16 protein-coding genes and 1 pseudogene are annotated in these 21,146 nt (G+C 59.9%); 7 read left to right on the top strand and 10 right to left on the bottom strand.

The features are described 5' to 3' along the window. Positions 1 to 92 precede the first annotated feature (92 nt). The 7 genes from ACR0EK_RS19485 to xdhA form a co-directional block, all read right to left on the bottom strand. Positions 93 to 1,166 carry a BMP family ABC transporter substrate-binding protein gene (locus ACR0EK_RS19485; protein WP_267363629.1) on the bottom strand — a complete coding sequence of 358 codons (1,074 nt, stop codon included), beginning with the start codon at positions 1,164 to 1,166 and terminating at the stop codon, positions 93 to 95. A 32-nt stretch (positions 1,167 to 1,198) separates the two neighbouring features. Next, positions 1,199 to 2,119, bottom strand: coding sequence for an ABC transporter permease (locus ACR0EK_RS19480; protein WP_209598075.1), 921 nt, complete (start codon positions 2,117 to 2,119; stop codon positions 1,199 to 1,201). 2 nt (positions 2,120 to 2,121) lie between these two features. After that, positions 2,122 to 3,204, bottom strand: a complete 1,083-nt coding sequence (locus ACR0EK_RS19475) for an ABC transporter permease (RefSeq protein WP_267363631.1) — start codon at positions 3,202 to 3,204, stop codon at positions 2,122 to 2,124. A 63-nt stretch (positions 3,205 to 3,267) separates the two neighbouring features. Next, the gene (locus ACR0EK_RS19470; protein ID WP_480488998.1) at positions 3,268 to 4,785 is read right to left on the bottom strand and encodes an ABC transporter ATP-binding protein; all 1,518 of its coding nucleotides are present in this window, start codon (positions 4,783 to 4,785) and stop codon (positions 3,268 to 3,270) included. Beyond that, positions 4,782 to 5,717, bottom strand: a complete 936-nt coding sequence (gene xdhC / locus ACR0EK_RS19465; protein ID WP_480871535.1) for a xanthine dehydrogenase accessory protein XdhC — start codon at positions 5,715 to 5,717, stop codon at positions 4,782 to 4,784. Before xdhC ends, ACR0EK_RS19470 begins: the two co-directional genes overlap by 4 nt. Next, positions 5,717 to 8,119 carry a xanthine dehydrogenase molybdopterin binding subunit gene (xdhB, locus tag ACR0EK_RS19460; protein ID WP_480968055.1) on the bottom strand — a complete coding sequence of 801 codons (2,403 nt, stop codon included), beginning with the start codon at positions 8,117 to 8,119 and terminating at the stop codon, positions 5,717 to 5,719. The genes xdhC and xdhB overlap by 1 nt, the downstream gene beginning before the upstream one ends. Next, entirely contained in the window at positions 8,116 to 9,477 is a 1,362-nt protein-coding gene (gene xdhA / locus ACR0EK_RS19455) for a xanthine dehydrogenase small subunit (protein ID WP_480912250.1), read from the bottom strand. The genes xdhB and xdhA overlap by 4 nt, the downstream gene beginning before the upstream one ends. 345 nt (positions 9,478 to 9,822) lie before the next feature. On the opposite strand from xdhA, the gene dnaE reads away from it, so the two are divergent. The 3 genes from dnaE to ACR0EK_RS19440 all read left to right on the top strand — a co-directional run bounded on the left by dnaE (position 9,823) and on the right by ACR0EK_RS19440 (position 14,010). After that, positions 9,823 to 13,323 (top strand): DNA polymerase III subunit alpha, encoded by a 3,501-nt coding sequence (dnaE, locus tag ACR0EK_RS19450; RefSeq protein WP_480968054.1) that lies wholly within the window; start codon positions 9,823 to 9,825, stop codon positions 13,321 to 13,323. A gap of 85 nt (positions 13,324 to 13,408) precedes the next feature. Next, positions 13,409 to 13,627: a YMGG-like glycine zipper-containing protein gene (locus ACR0EK_RS19445; RefSeq protein ID WP_480774474.1), complete on the top strand. Its 219-nt coding sequence runs from the start codon at positions 13,409 to 13,411 to the stop codon at positions 13,625 to 13,627. Positions 13,628 to 13,638: 11 nt separating this feature from the next. Beyond that, positions 13,639 to 14,010 carry a hypothetical protein gene (locus ACR0EK_RS19440; RefSeq protein WP_480774475.1) on the top strand — a complete coding sequence of 124 codons (372 nt, stop codon included), beginning with the start codon at positions 13,639 to 13,641 and terminating at the stop codon, positions 14,008 to 14,010. 4 nt (positions 14,011 to 14,014) lie between these two features. Here ACR0EK_RS19440 and ACR0EK_RS19435 read toward each other — a convergent pair whose 3' ends face one another. Then, entirely contained in the window at positions 14,015 to 14,209 is a 195-nt protein-coding gene (locus ACR0EK_RS19435) for a SlyX family protein (RefSeq protein WP_480484821.1), read from the bottom strand. Between the two features lie 131 nt (positions 14,210 to 14,340). On the opposite strand from ACR0EK_RS19435, the gene hisS reads away from it, so the two are divergent. Genes hisS through hisG form a run of 3 tightly spaced genes read left to right on the top strand, consistent with a single transcriptional unit; the run spans position 14,341 to position 17,657 of the window. Then, positions 14,341 to 15,879 carry a histidine--tRNA ligase gene (gene hisS / locus ACR0EK_RS19430; RefSeq protein WP_480968053.1) on the top strand — a complete coding sequence of 513 codons (1,539 nt, stop codon included), beginning with the start codon at positions 14,341 to 14,343 and terminating at the stop codon, positions 15,877 to 15,879. A gap of 3 nt (positions 15,880 to 15,882) precedes the next feature. Then, positions 15,883 to 16,971, top strand: coding sequence for an ATP phosphoribosyltransferase regulatory subunit (locus ACR0EK_RS19425; protein WP_480831255.1), 1,089 nt, complete (start codon positions 15,883 to 15,885; stop codon positions 16,969 to 16,971). After that, positions 16,968 to 17,657 carry an ATP phosphoribosyltransferase gene (gene hisG / locus ACR0EK_RS19420; protein WP_480484818.1) on the top strand — a complete coding sequence of 230 codons (690 nt, stop codon included), beginning with the start codon at positions 16,968 to 16,970 and terminating at the stop codon, positions 17,655 to 17,657. Before ACR0EK_RS19425 ends, hisG begins: the two co-directional genes overlap by 4 nt. Here the strand turns inward: hisG and ACR0EK_RS19415 are convergent, their stop codons facing one another. Next, the gene (locus ACR0EK_RS19415; protein WP_480901097.1) at positions 17,658 to 18,089 is read right to left on the bottom strand and encodes a DUF1489 family protein; all 432 of its coding nucleotides are present in this window, start codon (positions 18,087 to 18,089) and stop codon (positions 17,658 to 17,660) included. It lies immediately after the preceding gene. Positions 18,090 to 18,203: 114 nt separating this feature from the next. Between ACR0EK_RS19415 and ACR0EK_RS19410 the strand changes: the two genes are divergently transcribed. After that, a complete protein-coding gene (locus tag ACR0EK_RS19410) occupies positions 18,204 to 20,714 on the top strand; it encodes an adenosylcobalamin-dependent ribonucleoside-diphosphate reductase (protein ID WP_480901096.1) in 2,511 nt (836 codons plus the stop codon). Between the two features lie 348 nt (positions 20,715 to 21,062). Here the strand turns inward: ACR0EK_RS19410 and ACR0EK_RS19405 are convergent. Further along, positions 21,063 to 21,146, bottom strand: a pseudogene (locus ACR0EK_RS19405) (IS5/IS1182 family transposase); the annotation flags it as partial.

Raw genomic sequence — 21,146 nt, 5'->3', positions numbered from 1 at the left:
ATCCCGGTCATCCGGTAATATGACCGAAGCGAATACGCCACGAAAAAAGGCCCGCAATCCTGCGGGCCTTGATGCATTTCTATCCGCGCCGTTTACTGCGGGATATCGCCTTCCAGCCCTTCGACATAGAAGTTCATGCCAGCCAGCGTACCGTCGTCGGCCACTTCGCCCTCGGCCAGCCAGTCGCTGCCGTCCTGCTTTTTCAACGGTCCGGTAAAGGCATGATGGCTGCCATCGGCCAGGGCCGCTTTCAGCGCCAGTGCCTCTTCCTTGATGTCCGCCGGAACCGCGTCCGAAATCTCACCGATTTCTACCATGCCCGGCCCGATACCGTCCCAGGTGTTGGATGAAGTCCAGGTGCCGTCCATCACAGCTCGCGTGCGCGCAATGTAATAGGGTCCCCAATTGTCGATGATCGAGGAAACACGCGGTTTGGGGGCGTATTCGCTCATATCCGAAGCCTGACCGAAGGTGATCACGTTGCCCGCCTCTTGTGCGGCGGCCTGCGGTGCGGTCGAGTCGGTGTGCTGCAGGATCACGTCGGCGCCCTGTTCGATCAGAACAGATGCGGCGTCAGCTTCTTTTGCCGGGTCGAACCAGGTATAGGCCCAGACGATCTTGAACTGGACATCCGGGTTCGCTTTCTTGGCGTGGATATAGGCCGAGTTGATACCGCGGATCACCTCGGGGATCGGGTAGGACCCGATATAGCCGATGATGTTCGATTTGGTCATTTTACCCGCGATATGCCCCTGAACCGCGCGGCCTTCATAGAAACGCGCCGAATAGACCGAGACGTTGTCGGCAGTCTTGTAGCCTGTCGCGTGCTCGAACTTCACGTTCGGGAATTTCTTGGCCACATTGATGGTTGGATCCATATAGCCGAACGAGGTGGTAAAGATCAGATCCGCGCCTTCCAGCGCCATCTGGGTCATCACGCGCTCGGCGTCGGGGCCTTCGGGTACTGATTCAACGAATACAGTCTCGACCTTGTCGCCGAACTCTTCTTCGATCGCCAGACGGCCCTTGTTGTGTTCATAGGTCCAGCCACCGTCGCCGACAGGGCCGACATAGACAAAACCGACCTTGGTCTTGTCTTGCGCCACTGCGCCGGTCGCAAGACCAAGCGCTATCGCGGCAGTTGTCAGAAGTGATTTGAATTTCATGTAGTTACTCCCCAAGTTGGTTCAGTTGGCCCCTAGTGTGAGGCATGGAAGGTCCGGCCCAGTGAGGCAGGTGCGCTGCTCTTGTCGGCCGAAAGGATCACAAGCACAAGGATCGTGATGAGATAGGGTGACATTGCCAGATACTCGACGGGAATGGCAACGCCCGCTGCCTGCAAATTAAGCTGCAAGACGGTAATGCCGCCGAACAAATATGCACCCAGCAGGACCCGCCATGGTTTCCAGCTGGCAAACACCACCAGCGCCAGCGCGATCCAGCCGACACCTGCGGTCATGCCCTCGGTCCATTGCGGCACACGGATCAGGCTGATGTAAGCTCCACCCAGGCCCGCGCAGGCCCCGCCGAACAGGATCGCCATGATACGGATTTTGATAACCTTGTAGCCAAGCGCATGGGCGGCATCGTGGTTTTCACCAACCGCCCGCAGGATCAACCCGACGCGGGTGTACTTCAGGACGGCCCAGACGACAGCGGTCAGTGCGATGCCCAGATACAGGATGGGGTCGTGCCGAAACAGGATCGGGCCGATGACCGGAATATCACTAATCAAAGGGATGTGGATATCGCCCATGCTGGGGGGTTTGACGCCCACATAGCTTTGCCCCATCAAGGCGCTGAACCCCAGTCCAAACAGGGTCAGCGCAAGGCCGCTGGCAACCTGGTTGGCCAATGCAAACTGTGTCAGCAGGACGAACAGCAGCGACAGCACGGCCCCGCCAATGGCGGCAGCAACAAAGCCCAGCCAGGGCGAGCCGGTTTCGACCGAGATCGCAAAACCGCTGATCGCGCCGACGATCATCATGCCCTCGACACCAAGGTTCAGAACGCCTGCCTTTTCCACGACAAGCTCTCCGATCGCGGCCAGCAGAAGGGGGGTTGCGGCCACCATAAGCGAGGCAACCAGAAGAACGGGATTGATTTGACCAAGGTCCATGATCACGCCACCTCGCTACGCGCCGCACGGATGCGGAAGTTTGTCAGAAGATCGAAGGCCAGCAGGAAAAACAGCAGCATTCCCTGAAACACCTGAATGGCAGCGGCAGGCAGACCCAGCTGCGATTGTGCAATTTCGCCGCCAATATAGGTCAGCGCCATCAGGCCCCCGGCCAACAGGATACCCACCGGATGCAGGCGGCCCAGAAACGCGACGATGATCGCGGTAAAGCCATAACCCACGTTGAAGTCGATGCTGATCTGACCGGACGGGCCGGACACCTCGAACATACCGGCCAGCCCGGCCAAAGCGCCCGAAATTCCAAGGCAGAACAGGATCAGGCGCGCCGGATTCACACCTGCAAACTTTGCGGCGCGGGGGGCCTCACCCGTCAGGCGGATATGGAAGCCCAGCATGTGACGGTTCAGCAATACATAGGCAAAGATCACCGCGATGAAGGCCGCGACAACACCCCAATGCATCCCGGAACCGGCAATCAGCTCGGCATTATGCGCGCTTTCATAGGATTGCAGGTTGCGCGATCCGGGAAAGCCGAACCCTTCGGGGTTCTTGAGAAGACCCAGCGAGACCGAGGCCAGCATCTGCTCGGCCACGTAGACCAGCATCAGCGACACAAGGATTTCGTTGGTGCCGAAACGCACCTTCAGCAAAGCCGGGATCGTTGCCCACAGCCACCCGCCAAATGCGCCTGCGACCACCATGATCGGGAAGATGTACCAGGCGTCGAGCGGATAGAAGGCCAGACCTGCGCCCGCGCCGAATATGGCGCCCATGATGTATTGTCCTTCGGCCCCGATATTCCAGATACCGGCCCGAAAACCCAGCGACAATCCGATTGCGATCAGCACTAGGGGCGCGCCTTTGACCAGCAATTGAGGGCGGTAATAGAATGCGAACTCTCCAAACAGCGGCTCCCAGAAGATGGTACCGATGGCTTCGACCGGATTTTTCCCCAAAATGGCAAACAGCAACCCGCCAAACACCATTGTTGCCAGCACCGCCACAAGGGGGGTCGCGTAAGACCAGGCCCTGGACGGCTGTGGCCGTTTCTCCAACACAATCATCTGCTCATCCCCCCAGATGTTTCATCTTTTCGCAAATACTCTAGCCGAAGGCGGCCCAGCAGATCACACATGTGCCACCTCCATGCCATGGGCGCCGCCCATCATCAGGCCAATCTCATCCACCGTCAGGCCGGTGGTCGGACGCGGTGCGCTCAGCCGACCTTCGTTCAAGGCCGCAAAACTGTCCGAGATCTCCATCAGCTCATCCAGATCCTGCGAGATGCAGATCACCGCTGTGCCTTTCGCCGCAAGATCGAGTATGGCTTGCCGGATCGACGCGGCCGCCGCGGCATCCACCCCCCAGGTTGGCTGGTTTACCACCAACACATCAGGGTTTTGCAGCACTTCGCGTCCAATCACGAATTTCTGCAGGTTACCGCCGGACAAGGACCGCGCTGCGTTTTCGGGCCCGGGCGTGCGAACGTCGAAGGCTTCGATGATCTTTTCGGCAAAACTCCGGGTTTCGGACCATTTCAAGAAGCCATTTTTCTCAAGCCCTTCCCGCACAGATCCGGTCAGCAAAGCGTTTTCGGTCAGGCTCATGTCGGGTGCCGCTGCGTGGCCTAACCGTTCCTCGGGCGCGGTCAGAACGCCCAGCTTACGGCGCGCTGTCGGGCCGAGCTTGCCGATCGCCTGACCGTTGAACTTGATTGCATCCGCCGATGTCAGGATTTCCCCGGACAACACGCCCAGCAACTCATCCTGCCCGTTTCCGGCAACGCCGCCGATGCCCAGAACCTCGCCCTTGCGGACCGTCATGTGCACATTGCGCAATGCGGTGCCGAATTCCGAAGGCGAGGGGACTGACAGCCCGCTGACATCCAGCGCGACCTCGCCCAGTTCCCGGCCCGAGCGTTCGGGCGTCTGCAAGGTTGACCCGACCATCATCTCGGCCATGTCACGCGCCGAGGTTTCAGCGGGGACACATTCGCCCACGTTCTTGCCCAGACGCAGGATCGTAGCATGGTCGCATAGCGTTCGGATTTCCTCCAGTTTATGCGAGATATACAGGATCGAGGTTCCCTCGGAGCGTAGCTTGTTCAGCGTCTCAAACAGAATATCGACCTCTTGCGGGGTCAGAACCGAGGTCGGTTCGTCCATGATCAGCAGCTTGGGGTCCTGCAACAGGCAGCGGATGATCTCGACCCGCTGGCGTTCGCCTGCGGACAGGTCGCCAACCGTGCGAAACGGGTCCAGCGGAAGGCCATAAGTTTCCGAAACTTCGCGAATGCGCGATGCCAGATCCCCCATCGGGGGCGGGTTCTCCATCCCCAGCGCGATATTCTCGGCCACGTTCAGCGCGTCAAACAGCGAAAAATGCTGGAACACCATCGCGATCCCATCCGCACGGGCCGCGCGGGGTTCGGGCGGCGCAAACGGATTGCCGCGCAGTTTCATGGTGCCGCTGTCCGGCTTCACAAGCCCATAGATCATTTTTACCAGCGTGGATTTCCCCGCGCCGTTTTCACCCAGCAGCGCGTGCACTTCGCCTTCACCGATGTCAAAGGACACCTGATCATTGGCCACAACACCGGGGTAGGCTTTGGTCAGCCCTTGCAAGCTCAAAAGTGGAATGGTCACGCGCTCAGGTCCTTCTTCAACTTGTTTTGCAGGGCCGGGCGCAGCAATTGTGCAGCGACGCCCACGGCGATCATATGCGGATGCTTCCCCATCGACGGGTCACCGATCGGGCAGGTGATCCGGCTAATCCGTTCAGGCGGATGCCCAAGGGCGGCCAGCCGCGACCGGAATCGCGCCCATTTCGTAGCCGAGCCAATCAGCCCCGCAAAGCCAAAATCGTGCAAAAGCAGTCTGTTGCACAGTTCAAAGTCAAGATTATGCGAGTATGTAAGCACAAGATGTTCGGCGTCACATGGGGCATGGCGGACCAGCTCGGCCGGTTTTGCCGCCGGAACAATTGTCACGCCCGCTGGCACAGCGGCCGGAAAGCGCTGACGGCTGGTATCCACCCAGGTGATCGCAAGATCGGGAAGCGGGGACAGCACATCCACCAGCGCCCGGCCGACATGGCCCGCGCCCCAGATCCACAGATTGCGTGTCGGCTTGTGAACGGGTTCAACCATCCAGCCGTCAATCAGCTGCGGTTCGGGCGCAATCCCCTGTCCGCGCGCCGTCGCCAGCATTCGCTTGACCGACAGGGGCATCGCGCCATCCTTGGTCGGGCGCGCGATGACCGCATCGTCCAGATCATAGACGGTCTTTGCGTCGTAGACCTCGCTCAGCAACGACACGGCACCGCCGCAGCATTGCCCCAACTCGGGTCCAAGCGCATGATGCGTCAGGCGGGTTGGCGTGGTTTGCAACCGTGCGGCATGTGCCGCCTGGTATTCCAGTGTTCCGCCGCCGATTGTGCCGCTTTGCCCACCGTCCCAGACCAGCATGGCGGCACCGACTTCACGTGGAGACGACCCTTTGATCCCGGCGATGACCACCCGGACCACTTTGCCGTGGGTTTTGACCGCCTCCCTCAAAGCCTCAAGGTCAAATCCCATCAGATGCCTCCCTTCATCCTCTGGACGCCGCGCCAGACCTCTTCGGCGGTGGCGGGCGCGTTGAGCGCCGGATAAGTGTCCCCGCAGGCCGCCACCGCATTCGAAAGCGCCAGCCAGGCCGATATTCCCAGCATGAATGGGGGTTCCCCCACGGCTTTCGAGCGATAGATGGTGTCCTCTCGGTTCTCGCCATCCCAAAGTGCGACGTTGAAAATATCGGGCCGGTCGGAACAGGCCGGGATCTTGTAGGTCGAGGGTGCATGTGTGCGCAGGTTGCCCTTCCCGTCCCAGACTAGTTCCTCGGTTGTCAGCCAGCCCGCGCCCTGCACGTAACCGCCTTCGACCTGTCCGACATCCAGCGCCGGGTTCAGCGAAGCGCCCGCGTCATGCAGGATATCTGTGCGCAGAATGCGGTTCTCGCCCGTCAATGTGTCCACAGCCACCTCGGTGACCGAAGCACCATAGGCGAAATAGTAAAACGGGCGACCGCGCCCCGCGATCCGGTCCCATTCGATCTTGGGCGTTTTATAAAAGCCGGTGGCCGACAGGCTTATGCGACCCTGATAGGCCAGTGCGGCAGCTTCGGCGAACGTGTACCGTTCTTCACCAACCGAAACGTGGCCATCCGTGAAAGTGACCGCAGAAGGGTCGGCCTGATGCCGTTCAGCCAGATAATCGGCCATCCGGTCGCGGATCGTATCGCAGGCCGCTTTCACCGCCATACCGTTCAGATCGCTGCCTGAAGACGCCGCCGTGGCCGAGGTATTGGGCACTTTGGCCGTATCCGTGGCGGTGATCTTGACCATCTCAAGCGGGATGCCGAAACGCGACGCGGCCACTTGCGCGACCTTCTGGAACAGACCCTGACCCATCTCGGTGCCACCATGATTCAGGTGGACCGAACCATCCTGATACACATGCACCAGCGCACCGGCCTGGTTCAGATGGGTCAGTGTGAAGGAAATACCGAACTTGACCGGAGAAAAGGCGATGCCCTTCTTGATCACGCTGTTTTCGGCATTCCATTTCTCGATGGCCGCTTTGCGCGCGGCATAGTCGCTGGACTTCATCAGCGCTTCGGTCATGCCATGCAGTTCGAAATCGCTGACCTCCATGCCGTAGGGCGTCGTGTTGCCACCAGCGGGCAGGGGGCGGACCGGGGCGGTCCCTGTTTCCACTGCGCCACGGCTGGTCAGGTCTTCGTGCGGGTCGGGATGACCCAGCGGTTTTTCGTGGGGTTGGGCTTCGGCAACCTTATGCGCGGGCTCGTAATAGTTGCGACGGCGCAATTCCACCGGGTCCAACCCAAGTTCATGCGCGGCGTGGTCCATCACCCGTTCGATGGCAACCATCCCCTGCGGGCCACCAAACCCGCGATAGGCGGTGGCTGACTGCGTGTTGGTCTTCAGCCGGTGGCTTTCAATCCGGGCATTGGGCAGCAGGTAGGCATTGTCAGAATGCAGCATCGCACGGTCGGCGACGGGCAGGGACAGGTCCTGTGCCCAGCCGCAAATCGCGTATTGCAGAAAGGACACGCCCTGAATGTGACCCTGTTCGTCAAACCCCGCGCGATAGGAAATCCGGAAGGCGTGGCGTTTGCCGGTGATGATCATGTCATCATCGCGGTCATAGCGCATCTTGCAGGCTTTGCCGGTTGCCCGCGCAGCCACCGCGCAGGCAACGGCCAGCGCGTTCCCCTGGCTTTCCTTGCCACCGAATCCGCCACCCATGCGCCGGGTTTCGACGCGGATCGCATGCATGGGCAGGCCCAGAGCGTCCGCCACCTTGTGCTGTATCTCGGTCGGGTGCTGGGTCGAGCTGTGGACCAGCATGTCGCCGCCTTCATTCGGCACGGCAAGCGCAGCCTGACCTTCCAGATAGAAATGCTCCTGACCGCCGATCTCGAACGTTCCGTCGATGACGTGGGCGGCGCTTTCAATCGCGGCGTCCGCATCGCCCTTGGCATAGATGCGGGGCCCGTCTTCAAAGCGGCTGTCTGCGGCCAAAGCCTCTTCCACCGTCAGGATCGGTGTTTCCTCGGCATAGTCGATCTTGCCCAGCCGAACCGCCTTGCGGGCGGCCAGATGGCTGGTGGCAACCACAAGGAAAACAGGCTGGCCGATATAGTGAACCGTCCCGTCGGACAGCAAAGGCTCGTCATGGATCGAGGGCGAAACATCGTTGGCAAAGGGCAGGTCCTGTGCCGTCATGACCCTGACGACCCCGGGTGCCGCTTTCACGGCAGACAGGTCCATCGCGGTAATCGTGCCCTTGGCGATCGGGCTCAGGCCAAAGGCCAGATGCAATGTGCCCTTTGGCGTCGGGATGTCGTCCACATACCGGGCGGAACCGGATACGTGTAGCGGTGCCGCGTCATGGGGAAGGGGTTTGGATACGCTCATGCCGATACCTCCAGCACGTTGGTCACTTGGCCCTGATCCTCAAGGAAGTACCGTTCCAGCATCGCTTTGGCGGTCTCAAGCCTGTACGTGGCCGAGGCGCGCATATCCGTAAGCGGTGAATAATCGTCGGCAAAAGCGGGCAGAGCGGCGTCAATCGCCTCGCGCGCCCACGGTTTGCCGATCAGCGCGGCCTCGACATGGGTTGCCCGTTTCGGAATGCCAGCCATACCGCCAAACGCGATGCGCGCATCTGTCACCTGTCCGTCCGAAATGGTAACGTTGAAACATCCGCACACCGCCGAGATATCCTGATCGAACCGTTTGCTCAGCTTGTAGCATTTCAGCCGGTCCGCCTGACGCAGGAAGCTGACGGCTTCGACAAACTCACCCGGTGCGCGGTCCTGTTTCCCGTAATCGATGAAGAAGTCTTCCAGCAGGACTGACCGGCGCTCATCACCTTTGCGCAGGTGCAGCGTCGCACCCAATGCGATCAGCGCGGGCGGGTTGTCTCCGATTGGTGAGCCATTGGCGATGTTGCCGCCCACAGTGGCCGCGTGACGGACCTGAACACTGGCATAGCGCCGGATCATTTCTGCATAGGATGGGTGAATGTCCGCCAAGGCTTCGCCCATACGGTTCATATCGACCATGGCACCGAAACGAATTTCTTCGTCGGTGATCGTGATCTCTTTCAGATCGTCACAGCGGTTCAGGAAGATCACCGGATCAAGATCGCGTAGTTGCTTGGTCACCCAAAGCCCAACGTCTGTTGCGCCCGCAACCAAAGTGGCATTCGGGTTCTCGGCATATACGGCAGCCAGCGCGTCGGACGAGCCCGGCAGCATGGGTGAGGCGGCAGGCGTTGCGACAGGCTTGTCCTTAACCCAGACAGGCACGGGCTGCTTCTCAGCCGCTTCAGCTGCGCGAATAATGGGAGCGTAACCCGTGCAACGGCACAGATTACCGGCAAGCTGTGTATCGTGATCCGTCGCGCCATTGGTGTGACCGGCCACCATCGACATGACAAAACCGGGCGTGCAAAAGCCGCATTGCGAACCGTGCAGGTCAACCATGGCCTGCTGAACCGGATGGACCTCGCCATCGGGGCTGCTGGCGCCTTCGACGGTTCGAACCGCCTTGCCATGCAGTTGCGGCAAGAAAAGGATGCACGAGTTCAGGGCCTTTGCACCACCCGCATCCGTCACCATGACAGTGCAGGCACCGCAATCGCCTTCGTTGCAGCCTTCCTTGGTGCCGGTCAGGCCACGATCTTCACGCAGCCAATCCAGCAGAGTGGCTGTCGGATCGATGTCCGTCAGCTCCACTGTCTCTCCGTTCAGAAGAAACGTGATGTCCATTCGAGAAACCCGTCGCCTTACCCGGTTGCGCCCTGGTGGTGCCCTCCTTCGATGCGACGTAGAAAGAGTGGCGGGCGGATAGCTTGCCAATGGATGTTAGAAACAGCATGCGTGATCTGGCAAGAAAAACTGCCTGTATGATGCATCATTACAGCCAATCGGCGTGGAATTGCGCACCCTGTTTAAATATCAGTTGCTTGAAACTAAAGCGTTTTTTTGTCAGTGAAGATACCGCTTCCCGAAGCACCTTCTGGAAAATCCGAATAATCGAAAACGATTATTTTGCCAAACAACGGCGCAGGTTCCGGCTTTTGCATGCCTCGCGGCTAGGGTAGCCTGCCGTTTATGAGCAGTACCCCCCGATTCATTCACCTTCGTGTTCACACCGAATATTCCCTTCTGGAAGGGGCTGTGCGGCTGAAAAAACTGCCTGCCCTGTGCGAGAAGATGGGGATGCCTGCCGTTGCGGTGACTGACACGAATTCCATGTTTTCAGCGCTGGAATTTTCGGTGACAGCCAGTCAGGCCGGTGTCCAGCCGATCATGGGATGTCAGGTTGATCTGACTTATGTGCAGTCGCAACCGGGGGAAAAACAAAAATCGCCCGCGCCGCTTGTTCTGCTGGCACAGTCCGAGGCGGGGTACGAGAACCTGATGAAGCTGAGCACGTGCCTTTACGTGGACAAGGGCGGGCAGTTGCCGCAGGTCACGCTGGACGAGCTTGCGGACCGCGCCGACGGGCTGATCTGCCTGTCCGGAGGGCCTGACGGGCCGGTGGGCCGCCTGTTGCAACAGGGGCAACGTCCGGCGGCCGAGGCGCTGGTGGATCGGTTGGCCGCGATTTTCCCGGATCGTCTGTATATCGAACTCCAGCGTCACCCAGGTGAAGACGGCCAACCCGAGGCCGAACGCCAGACCGAGCGCGGCCATATCGAGATGGCCTATGCCAAGAACCTGCCGCTGGTTGCCACCAATGACGTCTATTTCCCGACCTCGGATATGTACGAGGCCCATGATGCGCTGATCTGTATCGCCGAAGGGGCCTATGTCGACCAGCAGGAAGGCCGCCGCCGCCTGACCGCGCAGCACTATTTCAAGTCGCAGCAAGAGATGGCGACGCTGTTTGCCGATTTGCCCGAGGCCATCGAGAACACGGTCGAGATTGCCAGACGCTGCGCTTTTATGGCCTATCGACGTGATCCGATCCTGCCGAAATTCGCCGATGACGAGGTCGCTGAACTGCGCCGCATCGCCAACGAGGGCTTGCAGAAACGTCTGGCCGTGATCCCCCATGCGGTGACGGCCGAGGAATATCAGGAGCGGTTGGATTTCGAACTTGGCATCATCGAAGGGATGGGCTTTCCTGGTTACTTCCTGATCGTTGCCGACTTTATCCAATGGGCCAAGGATCACGATATTCCGGTTGGACCGGGGCGGGGATCGGGTGCGGGCTCGCTGGTGGCTTATGCGCTGACAATTACCGACCTCGATCCGCTGCGTTACAGCCTGCTGTTTGAACGGTTCCTAAATCCCGAACGGGTTTCGATGCCCGACTTCGATATCGACTTCTGCATGGATCGCCGCGAAGAGGTGATCCGCTACGTGCAGCAGAAATACGGGCGCGACAAGGTGGGGCAGATCATCACTTTTGGTGCCTTGCTGTCCAAGGCCGCCGTACGCGATATCGGGCGGGTGCTGCAAATGCCTTACGGGCAGGTGGACCGTCTGTCCAAGATGATCCCTGTGGAAGGCGTCAAACCGGTTTCCATCGAAAAAGCCCTGAAGGACGAGCCGCGCCTGCGGGAAGAAGCGCGCAACGAAGAGGTGGTAGATCGTCTGCTGACGTATGGCCAGCAGGTCGAAGGGCTGCTGCGCAACGCCTCGACCCACGCGGCTGGGGTTGTGATTGGCGACCGGCCACTGGACGCGCTGGTGCCGATCTATCAGGACCCGCGATCCGACATGCCTGCAACCCAGTTCAACATGAAATGGGTGGAACAGGCCGGGCTGGTAAAGTTCGACTTTCTGGGTCTGAAAACCCTGACCGTGATCCAGAACGCGATGGACTTGATCTTCAAGTCCGGACGGAAGTTGCATATCGCCGCCGATGGCACCGAGCTTTACGAACCTGCCGAGGGGGCCGAGAACCAGATCAACGCCATCCCATTGGATGACGAAGCGACGTATAAGCTCTATTCAGCGGCCAAGACGGTCGCGGTGTTCCAGGTTGAATCCTCGGGCATGATGGACGCGCTCAAGCGCATGAAACCCACCTGTATCGAGGATATCGTGGCCCTCGTCGCGCTCTATCGTCCCGGCCCGATGGAGAACATCCCGACCTATTGCGAGGTCAAGAACGGGCTGCGCGAGATCACTTCCGTTCATCCGCTGATCGACCACATTCTTGAGGAAACCCAGGGCATCATCGTCTATCAGGAACAGGTGATGCAGATCGCACAGGTGATGGCCGGGTACAGCCTGGGCGGCGCGGACCTGCTGCGCCGCGCGATGGGTAAAAAGATCAAAGAGGCGATGGATGCTGAACGCCCCAAATTCGAAAAAGGCGCGGCAGAAAACGGGGTGGATGCCAAGAAAGCCAGCGAAGTCTTCGACCTGCTGGAAAAATTCGCCAATTACGGCTTCAACAAATCCCACGCCGCCGCCTATGCGGTGGTCAGCTATCAAACCGGCTGGTTGAAGGCGAACCATCCGGTCGAATTCATGGCGGGTGTCATGAATTGCGATATTCATCTGACCGACAAGCTGGCGATCTATTTCGAAGAGGTCCGAAAAGGGCTGGAACTGCCGTATATTCCACCTTGTGTGAACCGCTCTCAGGCCACGTTCGATGTTGATAACGGACATCTGGTCTATGCGCTGGGCGCGCTCAAGAATGTGGGTGTCGAGGCGATGAACCTGATCGTTGCGGGTCGCGCGGACAAGCCATTTGTCAACCTGTTCGATTTCGCCCGCCGCGTGGATTTGAAGAAAGTGGGCAAACGCCCGCTTGAGATGCTGGCCCGCGCCGGGGCCTTTGATGAGCTGGACCGGAACCGCCGCCGTGTGTTTGAAAGCCTAGATGCGCTGGTGCAGTATTCGGCAGCGATCCATGAACAGAAGAATTCGAACCAAGTGTCGCTGTTTGGCGAGGCCGGAGATGACCTGCCCGAACCACGCCTGTCGCCGACCCCCGACTGGTTGCCCGCGGAACGTCTGAGCGAAGAGTTCAAGGCCATCGGCTTCTACCTCTCTGGTCATCCGCTGGATGACTATATGCCGGCCTTGAAGCGTAAACAGGTTCTGACGCTGGACGAGGTGACCGAGAAAGCCCGTTCTGGCCCGCTGATTGCCAAGATGGCCGGAGTGGTTGCCGGGCGGCAGGAACGGAAATCGGCCAAGGGCAACCGGTTCGCCTTTGCCCAGCTTTCGGACCCGACCGGCGCTTATGAGGTCACGCTGTTTTCCGACACGCTGGAGAAATGCCGCGAGTTTCTGGAAACCGGCGCTCAGGTGGTTCTGACCGTTGAGGCGACGATGGAGTCCGATCAGCTCAAGCTGCTGGGTCGTTCGGTTGGACCAGCGGATTCTGTGGTGGCCGAAGCCGGGGCGACGGGTCTGCGCATCTTTGTAGATGAAGCGCGGGCAGTGTCGACGATTGCAACGGTTCTAGAAGAAGCCGCAACCGCTGCCAAGGGTGCGGCCCGCGGCCCGATCCAGCTGCTGTTGCTGGACCCCGGCCTGCCCGGCGACGTCGAAATCGACCTGGGGCGCGTGTTTCCGATAAACCCGCAGATCAAGGGCGCGATCAAATCGCTGGAAGGCGTGATGACCGTCGAAGAGATCTGACATCGCTTTGTTGCCAGACAATTAGCGCATCGCTAGGCTGACCTTGCAAATATGTCTTCTACTCATGCCACGGGAGGGCGTTGATATGACGATTGCAGGTCTCAATTTCAGAACGATTGCATTGGGGGCGGCGGCATCGCTGGCTTTGGTTTCGGCGACAGCCACGCTTGCGGACGACAAGAAGAAAGAGAACACGATCAAAGGTGCTGTGATCGGGGCCGGGGTCGGGGCCTTGATCGGCGACGGCAAGGGTGCCGCCGCAGGGGCAATTGCTGGTGCGCTGATCGGCGCGAACTCGAAATAAGCGGGGGCGGGATGATGCGTTTGAACGCGATGAAAGTGATCACAACCGCCGCGCTGCTTACAGGGCCCGGCTATGCCCTTGCGGACGAGGAAGCCGAACAGATGGTGCAAGCGGCGCTGCCGCTCATGTATCACACATGCGCGTCGGTCATCGAAGAGGCTGACGGGAATGAAGAATACATTGTGGACGTGGTCGGCAAGATGACGGCGTTGTCCCTTTATAACCGTCAGGTCGACCTCGAAGCTCATGCCAGTTCGGACGAGGAAAAGGCCACGCTGCGCGAAACATTTGTGGCGGCTCTGAAAGACGGCTGCGCCGGGGATGAAAACGCCCTGCTGGGTGGCGTCGTCGACGACGCGGTGAAATCAACGCTGGGGCTGTAAGCTTTCAGTAATGTGGCGGACGTTCGTCACCAAGGACAACGCCGCCTGACCCTTCCTGTGCGCGCTCGGCCTCACGGTGCAGCAGCATCTCGACACGGCGGGTCAGCCGGTCAATCTCGGCCTGTTGCCGGGTGACAACCGCGTTCAATTCGTCAACCGTGCGGGTCAGATGGGCAATCTGTTCTTCCAGATGCTGCATGGAATGCTCCTGTCTTTCAGGCTGCACATAGCGACCCTGTGACGCCTTGGCCAGAGAAAGCGCGCCTTGCCCAGATGCGGGCCATGGGATAGACCGCGCGCGGAACAGGTACACTCCCAAGGACGCCCCACATGGCCAAGCCCAAGAAACAGCCCCGCCCCAAGGCCGAAACGCCGAAAGGGTTCCGTGACTATTTCGGCGAGGAAGTCACGCAGCGCACCGAGATGCTGAGGACGATTGCGGGTGTCTATCATCGGTACGGTTTTGACGCGCTGGAAAGCAGCGCGGTGGAAACCGTCGAGGCGCTGGGCAAGTTCCTGCCCGACGTGGACCGCCCGAACGAAGGCGTCTTTGCGTGGCAGGAGTTTGACGAGGGCGGAAATGGCGACTGGATGGCCCTGCGCTATGACCTGACCGCGCCACTGGCCCGTGTCTACGCCCAGCACCGCAACGACCTGCCGACGCCTTACCGCCGCTATGCAATGGGTCCGGTCTGGCGCAACGAAAAGCCGGGGCCGGGGCGCTTTCGGCAGTTCTATCAGTGCGATGCGGATACGGTCGGAACCGCCTCGATGGCTGCTGATGCCGAGATCTGCGCAATGCTGGCTGACACGCTGGAAGAGGTTGGCATCCCGCGCGGCGACTACCTGATCCGGGTGAATAACCGGAAGGTTTTGAACGGTGTGTTGGAGGCGATGGGTCTTAATCCAGAAGCAAGCTTCGGCTCGGACGATCGCCGTGAGACTATCGGAGCGGCTATGTTTACCGCTACACGCGACGCAGTGCTCCGCACCATCGACAAGTTCGACAAAGTGGGTGAACAGGGTGTGCGCGAGTTGCTGACCAAGGGTCGTCTGGACGCGTCGGGCGCGTTTATCGACGGCGTTGGTCTCAGCGATGATCAGGCAGACCCGGTGATCGCCTTTCTTACCTCCAAGGCCGTCGATACGGCCGGTACGCTGGCCAACCTCCGCATTGCTGTTGGTGACAGCGAGATCGGGGCGGATGGGATTACTGAACTGGAACAGATCGCTGAACTTCTCTCCGCCGGCGGCTACGGCCCCGACCGCATTGTCATTGATCCCTCCGTCGTCCGCGGCCTCGGCTACTACACCGGTCCGGTCTATGAGGCCGAGCTGACGTTTGAAATCTTCGACGAAAAGGGTCGCAAGCGGCAATTCGGCTCGGTCGCGGGCGGCGGGCGCTATGACGATCTGGTCAAGCGGTTCACCGGGCAGGAAGTGCCCGCGACCGGCGTGTCCATCGGAGTTGATCGCTTGCTCGCCGCGCTGCGCGAAAAGGGTCGGATCAGCGCCCACGCCAAAGGCCCCGTGGTCGTCACCGTCATGGATCGCGACAGGATGGCCGATTATCAGGCGATGGTAGCCGAGCTGCGCAATGCAGGCATCCGGGCCGAGGTGTATCTGGGCAATCCCAAGAACTTTGGCAACCAGTTGAAATACGCGGACAAGCGCAACTCTCCGGTTGCGGTGATCGAAGGTGGGGACGAAAAGGCAAAAGGCATCGTGCAGATCAAGGACCTGATCCTAGGGGCTAAGATCGCCGAAAGCGCCACGCTGGAGGAATGGAAAGAACGCCCCAGTCAGTTCGAAGTATCGCGCTCTGATCTGGTCGCGAAAGTGCGTGAAATTCTGGACAGTCAGGACTGACCCATGCCCAACCGTTCCCAGATACAGGCCCGCGCCGCGATGATGCGTGTCCGGTTCGAGGCTGCGGGCGCGCAAGTGGTGGATACGCCCCTGTTGCAACCCGCTGAAATGTTGCTGGACCTCTATGGCGAGGATATCCGCGCCCGTGCCTACGTCACCTCGGACGCGCTGCGGGGCGAGCAGATGCTGCGCCCGGATTTCACCCTGCCTGTTGTTCAGATGCACATGCGGGACGGGGCCGAGCCAGCGCGCTATACCTATTCAGGTGAGGTGTTCCGCCGTCAGGAACACGACCCGGACCGTTCGAACGAATATATTCAGGTGGGGTACGAGGTTTTTGACCGCGATGATCCCGCTGGTGCCGATGCCGAAGTGTTTTCGCTGATGGCGCTGCAACTGCGCGGGCTGCCTCTGCGCGCAGCGACCGGGGATATCGGTATCCTAACCGCGGCTGTCGAAGGGCTTCGGACCACAGACCGCCGCAAGGCCGCGCTGATGCGGCACCTGTGGCGGCCGCGCCGGTTTCGTGCGCTGCTGGACCGGTTTGCAGGGCGTAAACCGGGGCCCGAAGGCCGTGACGCGCTTTTGGACGCGGACGACCCGATGGCGATTGATGTTCCGATGATCGGCAAGCGTCGCGCGCCCGAGATTGCCGACCGGATCAAAGCCCTGCGCGAAGATCGCGCTGCGCCGCCGATCTCTGACAATGAGCTGGCCGGGTTGGAAACGCTGCTGAATGTGCGTGAAACCATGCCCTTCGCGTTGGAACAGCTGAGGGATGTGGCAGTGGATCTGCCGCAGATCACCCCGGCTCTGGACCGGTTGGAGGCGCGGATCGCAGCCCTGCAGGCGCGTGGTGTCGATGTCGCACGGCTGGATTTCGAAGCGTCTTATGGCCGGACATCAATGGAATATTATGACGGGTTTGTCTTTGGGTTCTACGCCGAAGGCCGTCCCGACCTGCCGCCTGTCGCCACCGGTGGGCGCTATGATGCGCTGACGCGCCGCTTGGGCGATGGAGCCGAAATCCCCGCAATCGGTGGCGTGATCCGCCCGGACCTGATGCTTGAAATCGAGGAGGCCGCGCAATGAGTGTGAAACTGGGCGTGCCCTCGAAAGGCCGGTTGATGGAAAAGACCGTTTCATGGTTCGAAAAACATGGCATCATGCTGTCCCGCAACGGCTCGGACAGGGAATATGCGGGTAGGGTTGACGGGATTGACGGCGTCTCGCTGGTTCTGTTGTCGGCGGGTGAGATTCCGCGCGAACTTGCGTCGGGACGTATTCATCTGGGCGTCACCGGCATCGATCTGGTGCATGAGAAGCTGCCACGCTGGGAACAGCAGGTCGAAGAGATTGCGCAGCTGGGCTTTGGCAAAGCCGATCTGATCATTGCCACACCCGCCTGCTGGGTCGATGTGGACACGCTGGACGATCTCGATGCGGCGGCAGCAGCATTTCGCAACACCCACGGCCACCGGCTGCGGATCGCCACCAAATATCACCGACTGGTGCGGGAGTTCCTGACCGACGCGGGCGTGGCCGACTACACTCTGGTCGACAGCCAGGGGGCGACCGAAGGTACGGTCATGAACGAAACAGCCGAGGCAATTGCTGATATCACCTCCTCAGGTGAAACCCTGCGGGCAAACCACCTCAAGATCCTGTCGGACGGTCTGATCCTGCAATCGCAGGCCACGTTGTGGCGCAGCCGGGTTGCAAAGGTCGACGCGGCGGATAAGGCGGTTCTGACGGAATTGCTGGATCGGCTGCGGTAACTACAGCACACCGATATCCGCAAGGGCGCGGTTCAGATCATCGGGCAGGGTGTCATCCTGCGCGCGCCCTTTCGGCAAGTCGGCTGGTGTATCTTCGGGCTTCAGGTATCGCCAACCCTGAAACGGGCGTTTCAAGGCGTTCTGGGTCCGATGTACGTTAGGGTCGAGAACGATGGCGCAGCGGCGGATACCGTCCTCGCCGATCACCTCGTCCAGGCGCAGAATACGCTGACGGCACTGTACGACACCCTTGATGACCCAATAGATTGATCCGCCATTCAGAATCTCGGCATCACGTTTGGGCCACATGCGGGTTACGTGGCGCGGATATCCGTCCTCATAAAGCGGTTTGTGGCTGTCTTGCCACGCGATCAGAGAGTCCACGCTTTCCGAACCAACCGAAAGTTTGATGAGGTTCACGTACTTATCCACAGCTTTCCCACAGAGTCGTCCCTTTGCTATCTATCCATTGTAGCTCAGGATTGGCTTTCATCAAGGTGTAGTGGGTGTTAGTCTGGATACCTCTTTCAGCACAGGGAATCACCAATGAGCCGCTTTGCCGCCCCCATCGCCGAGCAGATCTGGGACATGAAATACCGCTTCAAACAGGCGGATGGCACGCCCATCGATCAGACGGTTGAAGACAGCTGGCGACGCATCGCCCGTGACCTCGCGCGGGTCGAGGACGACCCGGATCATTGGGAAGACAGGTTCTACGAGGCACTGGAAGATTTCAAATATCTGCCCGCCGGGCGCATCACTGCTGGCGCAGGCACCGCGCGGCAGGTGACACTGTTCAACTGCTTCGTTATGGGCACCATCCCCGACAGCATGGGCGGCATCTTTGACATGCTGAAAGAGGCCGCGCTGACCATGCAGCAGGGGGGCGGGATCGGCTATGATTTTTCGACCATCCGGCCGCGCGGCGCGGATGTAAAAGGCGTGGCGGCGGATGCCTCGGGCCCTCTCAGCTTTATGGATGTGTGGGACGCAATGTGCCGCACGATCATGTCCGCGGGTTCTCGCCGGGGGGCGATGATGGCCACCATGCGCTGCGATCACCCCGATATCGAACAGTTCATCACCGCCAAATCCGACCCGGCCCGCCTGCGCATGTTCAACATGTCGGTGCTGGTGACCGATCCCTTCATGGAGGCGGTCAAGGCCGACGGCCCGTGGGAGTTGCAATTCGACGGCAAGATCTATCACACCGTGCAGGCGCGCGATCTGTGGAACAAGATCATGCAGGCCACGTACGATTATGCCGAACCGGGCGTGATCTTCATCGACCGCATCAATCAGGCCAACAACCTGAGCTATGTTGAAACCATTGCCGCGACGAACCCCTGTGGCGAGCAGCCTCTGCCGCCATACGGGGCTTGCCTGCTGGGCTCGATCAATCTGGCGCGGCTGGTTGCCGAACCGTTCGGGGATGCCGCGCACCTGGATGAACCGGCGTTGCAGGAACTGGTCGCGACAGCCGTGCGCATGATGGATAACGTCGTGGACGCCTCAAAATTCCCGTTGGCCGAGCAAGAGGCGGAAGCGCAGGACAAGCGCCGCATCGGGCTGGGCGTGACGGGTCTTGCGGATGCGCTGCTGATGCTGGGCTTGCGCTATGGGTCCGACGAGGCGGCGCGCCAGACGGAACGCTGGTTGCACGCAATCGCCCGCGCCGCATATCTGGCCTCGGTCGATCTGGCTAAGGAAAAAGGCGCGTTCCCCCTGTTCGACGCCGAGAAATACCTGGCCAGCGGCACAATGCAGCAAATGGATGACGACGTCCGCGATGCGATCCGCGAACATGGTATCCGCAACGCTCTGCTGACCTCGATCGCACCCACGGGCACGATTTCGCTTTATGCCGGGAATGTGTCGTCGGGGATTGAACCGGTCTTTGCCTATGCCTACACCCGCAAGGTTCTGCAAAAAGACGGCTCGCGCACCGAAGAAGAGGTCGTGGATTACGCCGTTCAGATGTGGCGCGACAAGTTTGGCGACGCAGCGCTGCCGGACTATTTCGTCAATGCCCAGACTCTGACACCGTCGGATCACGTCAAGATGCAGGCGGCAGCGCAGAAATGGATCGACAGCTCGATCTCCAAGACCATCAACTGCCCGGAAGATATCAGCTTTGACGCCTTCAAGGATGTCTACATGCAGGCCTGGGATCAGGGCTGCAAAGGGTGCACGACCTATCGCCCCAACGATGTGACGGGGAGCGTTTTGAGTGTGGCTGAGGATACTAAAGCGTTGCCCCAGTTGGAGACTGTGTCCGCCCGTCTAGATTGGGCTAGGGAAAATGCGGGAATTTCATCGAAGCGCGCATTGGCCGAGGCTATCGGCACTTCAGAGCAAGTTATTGGACCTGTTCTAAACGGTAAGCGTGAACTTTCAAAAGACCTCGCGGAGAAAGCAGCGAGGGCGCTAAAAGTCCCTGCTGGCTGGATTCTGTTTGGAGACACCAAATCTGCACCCGAAGTTATTTCGAATTCAGATGACGCCGAACCTCAGCGCCCCCACGGCGACGTCATCTACATGTCCGAACCGCTGGATCGCCCGCAATCGCTGGAGGGGTCGACTTACAAGTTGAAATGGCCCGATAGCGAGCACGCGATTTATCTGACTATAAACGACATCATCATCTCGGGCCGCCGCCGCCCGTTCGAAGTGTTCATCAACTCCAAGAACATGGAACATTACGCCTGGACACTGGCGCTGACGCGGATGATCTCGGCCGTGTTCCGTCGGGGTGGGGACGTGTCCTTTGTGGTCGAAGAGCTGAAAGCCGTTTTCGACCCGCGCGGCGGGGCGTGGGTCAAAGGCAAGTATATCCCATCGATCCTGGCCGCGATCGGGGGCGTGATCGAACAGCACATGGTCGCCATCGGCTTTCTGGAAGGCGAGGGGATGGGGTTGAAATCCGATCCCCAGGCGCAAGTGGTGAACCTGGACGCGCCACGCGGCAAAGCCTGCCCGTCCTGCGGTCAGTACGACATGGTCATGATCGAAGGCTGCATGACCTGCCGCAACTGCGGTCATTCCAAATGCGGATAGGTATGAAGCGCTGAACGAAATATATGTGGCGTGTCACGCGACATGACCTAAACGTTTCAATAGGTCATTTTGGCTGGAGATATGAGAAAACGGCCACGGAATTCTTCCGGGGCCTTTCTCCTGTCTAGCGGAGTTGATGAATGGCGATAGCGCTGCTGGTACATCGTGGCCACCAAGAAGTGGAGATGAGACAGAAACCCGGAACCAAGCAGAGCCACGGCGAGAAAGTCGTAAAGACATTCGTCGCGCGACGCGCAAACTTTACTCTGCGGAACAGAAGGTCAGGATCGTGCTGGACGGCCTCAATGGTGAAGACAGCAAATCAGATTTTCCTTCTAGGGTCAGGATTCATAACCAATAGATGACGGTTGCTGCGAGGGCGATAGCGGAGAGGAAGACTTTGGGACAGCGATCATAACGTGTCACTACGCG

This window comes from Ruegeria sp. AE4 (assembly GCF_056542185.1).
Note: the sequence above shows the minus strand (reverse complement) of the source record. Positions and strands in the feature narration are given on the sequence as shown.

What these genes read in the sequence shown, in the direction of transcription:
- ACR0EK_RS19485 (WP_267363629.1), bottom strand. Translation starts at nt 1,166, where the DNA reads ATGAAATTCAAATCACTTCTGACAACTGCCGCGATAGCGCTTGGTCTT.
- ACR0EK_RS19480 (WP_209598075.1), bottom strand. Translation starts at nt 2,119, where the DNA reads ATGGACCTTGGTCAAATCAATCCCGTTCTTCTGGTTGCCTCGCTTATG.
- ACR0EK_RS19475 (WP_267363631.1), bottom strand. Translation starts at nt 3,204, where the DNA reads ATGATTGTGTTGGAGAAACGGCCACAGCCGTCCAGGGCCTGGTCTTAC.
- xdhC (WP_480871535.1), bottom strand. Translation starts at nt 5,717, where the DNA reads ATGGGATTTGACCTTGAGGCTTTGAGGGAGGCGGTCAAAACCCACGGC.
- xdhB (WP_480968055.1), bottom strand. Translation starts at nt 8,119, where the DNA reads ATGAGCGTATCCAAACCCCTTCCCCATGACGCGGCACCGCTACACGTA.
- xdhA (WP_480912250.1), bottom strand. Translation starts at nt 9,477, where the DNA reads ATGGACATCACGTTTCTTCTGAACGGAGAGACAGTGGAGCTGACGGAC.
- dnaE (WP_480968054.1), top strand. Translation starts at nt 9,823, where the DNA reads ATGAGCAGTACCCCCCGATTCATTCACCTTCGTGTTCACACCGAATAT.
- ACR0EK_RS19445 (WP_480774474.1), top strand. Translation starts at nt 13,409, where the DNA reads ATGACGATTGCAGGTCTCAATTTCAGAACGATTGCATTGGGGGCGGCG.
- ACR0EK_RS19440 (WP_480774475.1), top strand. Translation starts at nt 13,639, where the DNA reads ATGATGCGTTTGAACGCGATGAAAGTGATCACAACCGCCGCGCTGCTT.
- ACR0EK_RS19435 (WP_480484821.1), bottom strand. Translation starts at nt 14,209, where the DNA reads ATGCAGCATCTGGAAGAACAGATTGCCCATCTGACCCGCACGGTTGAC.
- hisS (WP_480968053.1), top strand. Translation starts at nt 14,341, where the DNA reads ATGGCCAAGCCCAAGAAACAGCCCCGCCCCAAGGCCGAAACGCCGAAA.
- ACR0EK_RS19425 (WP_480831255.1), top strand. Translation starts at nt 15,883, where the DNA reads ATGCCCAACCGTTCCCAGATACAGGCCCGCGCCGCGATGATGCGTGTC.
- hisG (WP_480484818.1), top strand. Translation starts at nt 16,968, where the DNA reads ATGAGTGTGAAACTGGGCGTGCCCTCGAAAGGCCGGTTGATGGAAAAG.
- ACR0EK_RS19410 (WP_480901096.1), top strand. Translation starts at nt 18,204, where the DNA reads ATGAGCCGCTTTGCCGCCCCCATCGCCGAGCAGATCTGGGACATGAAA.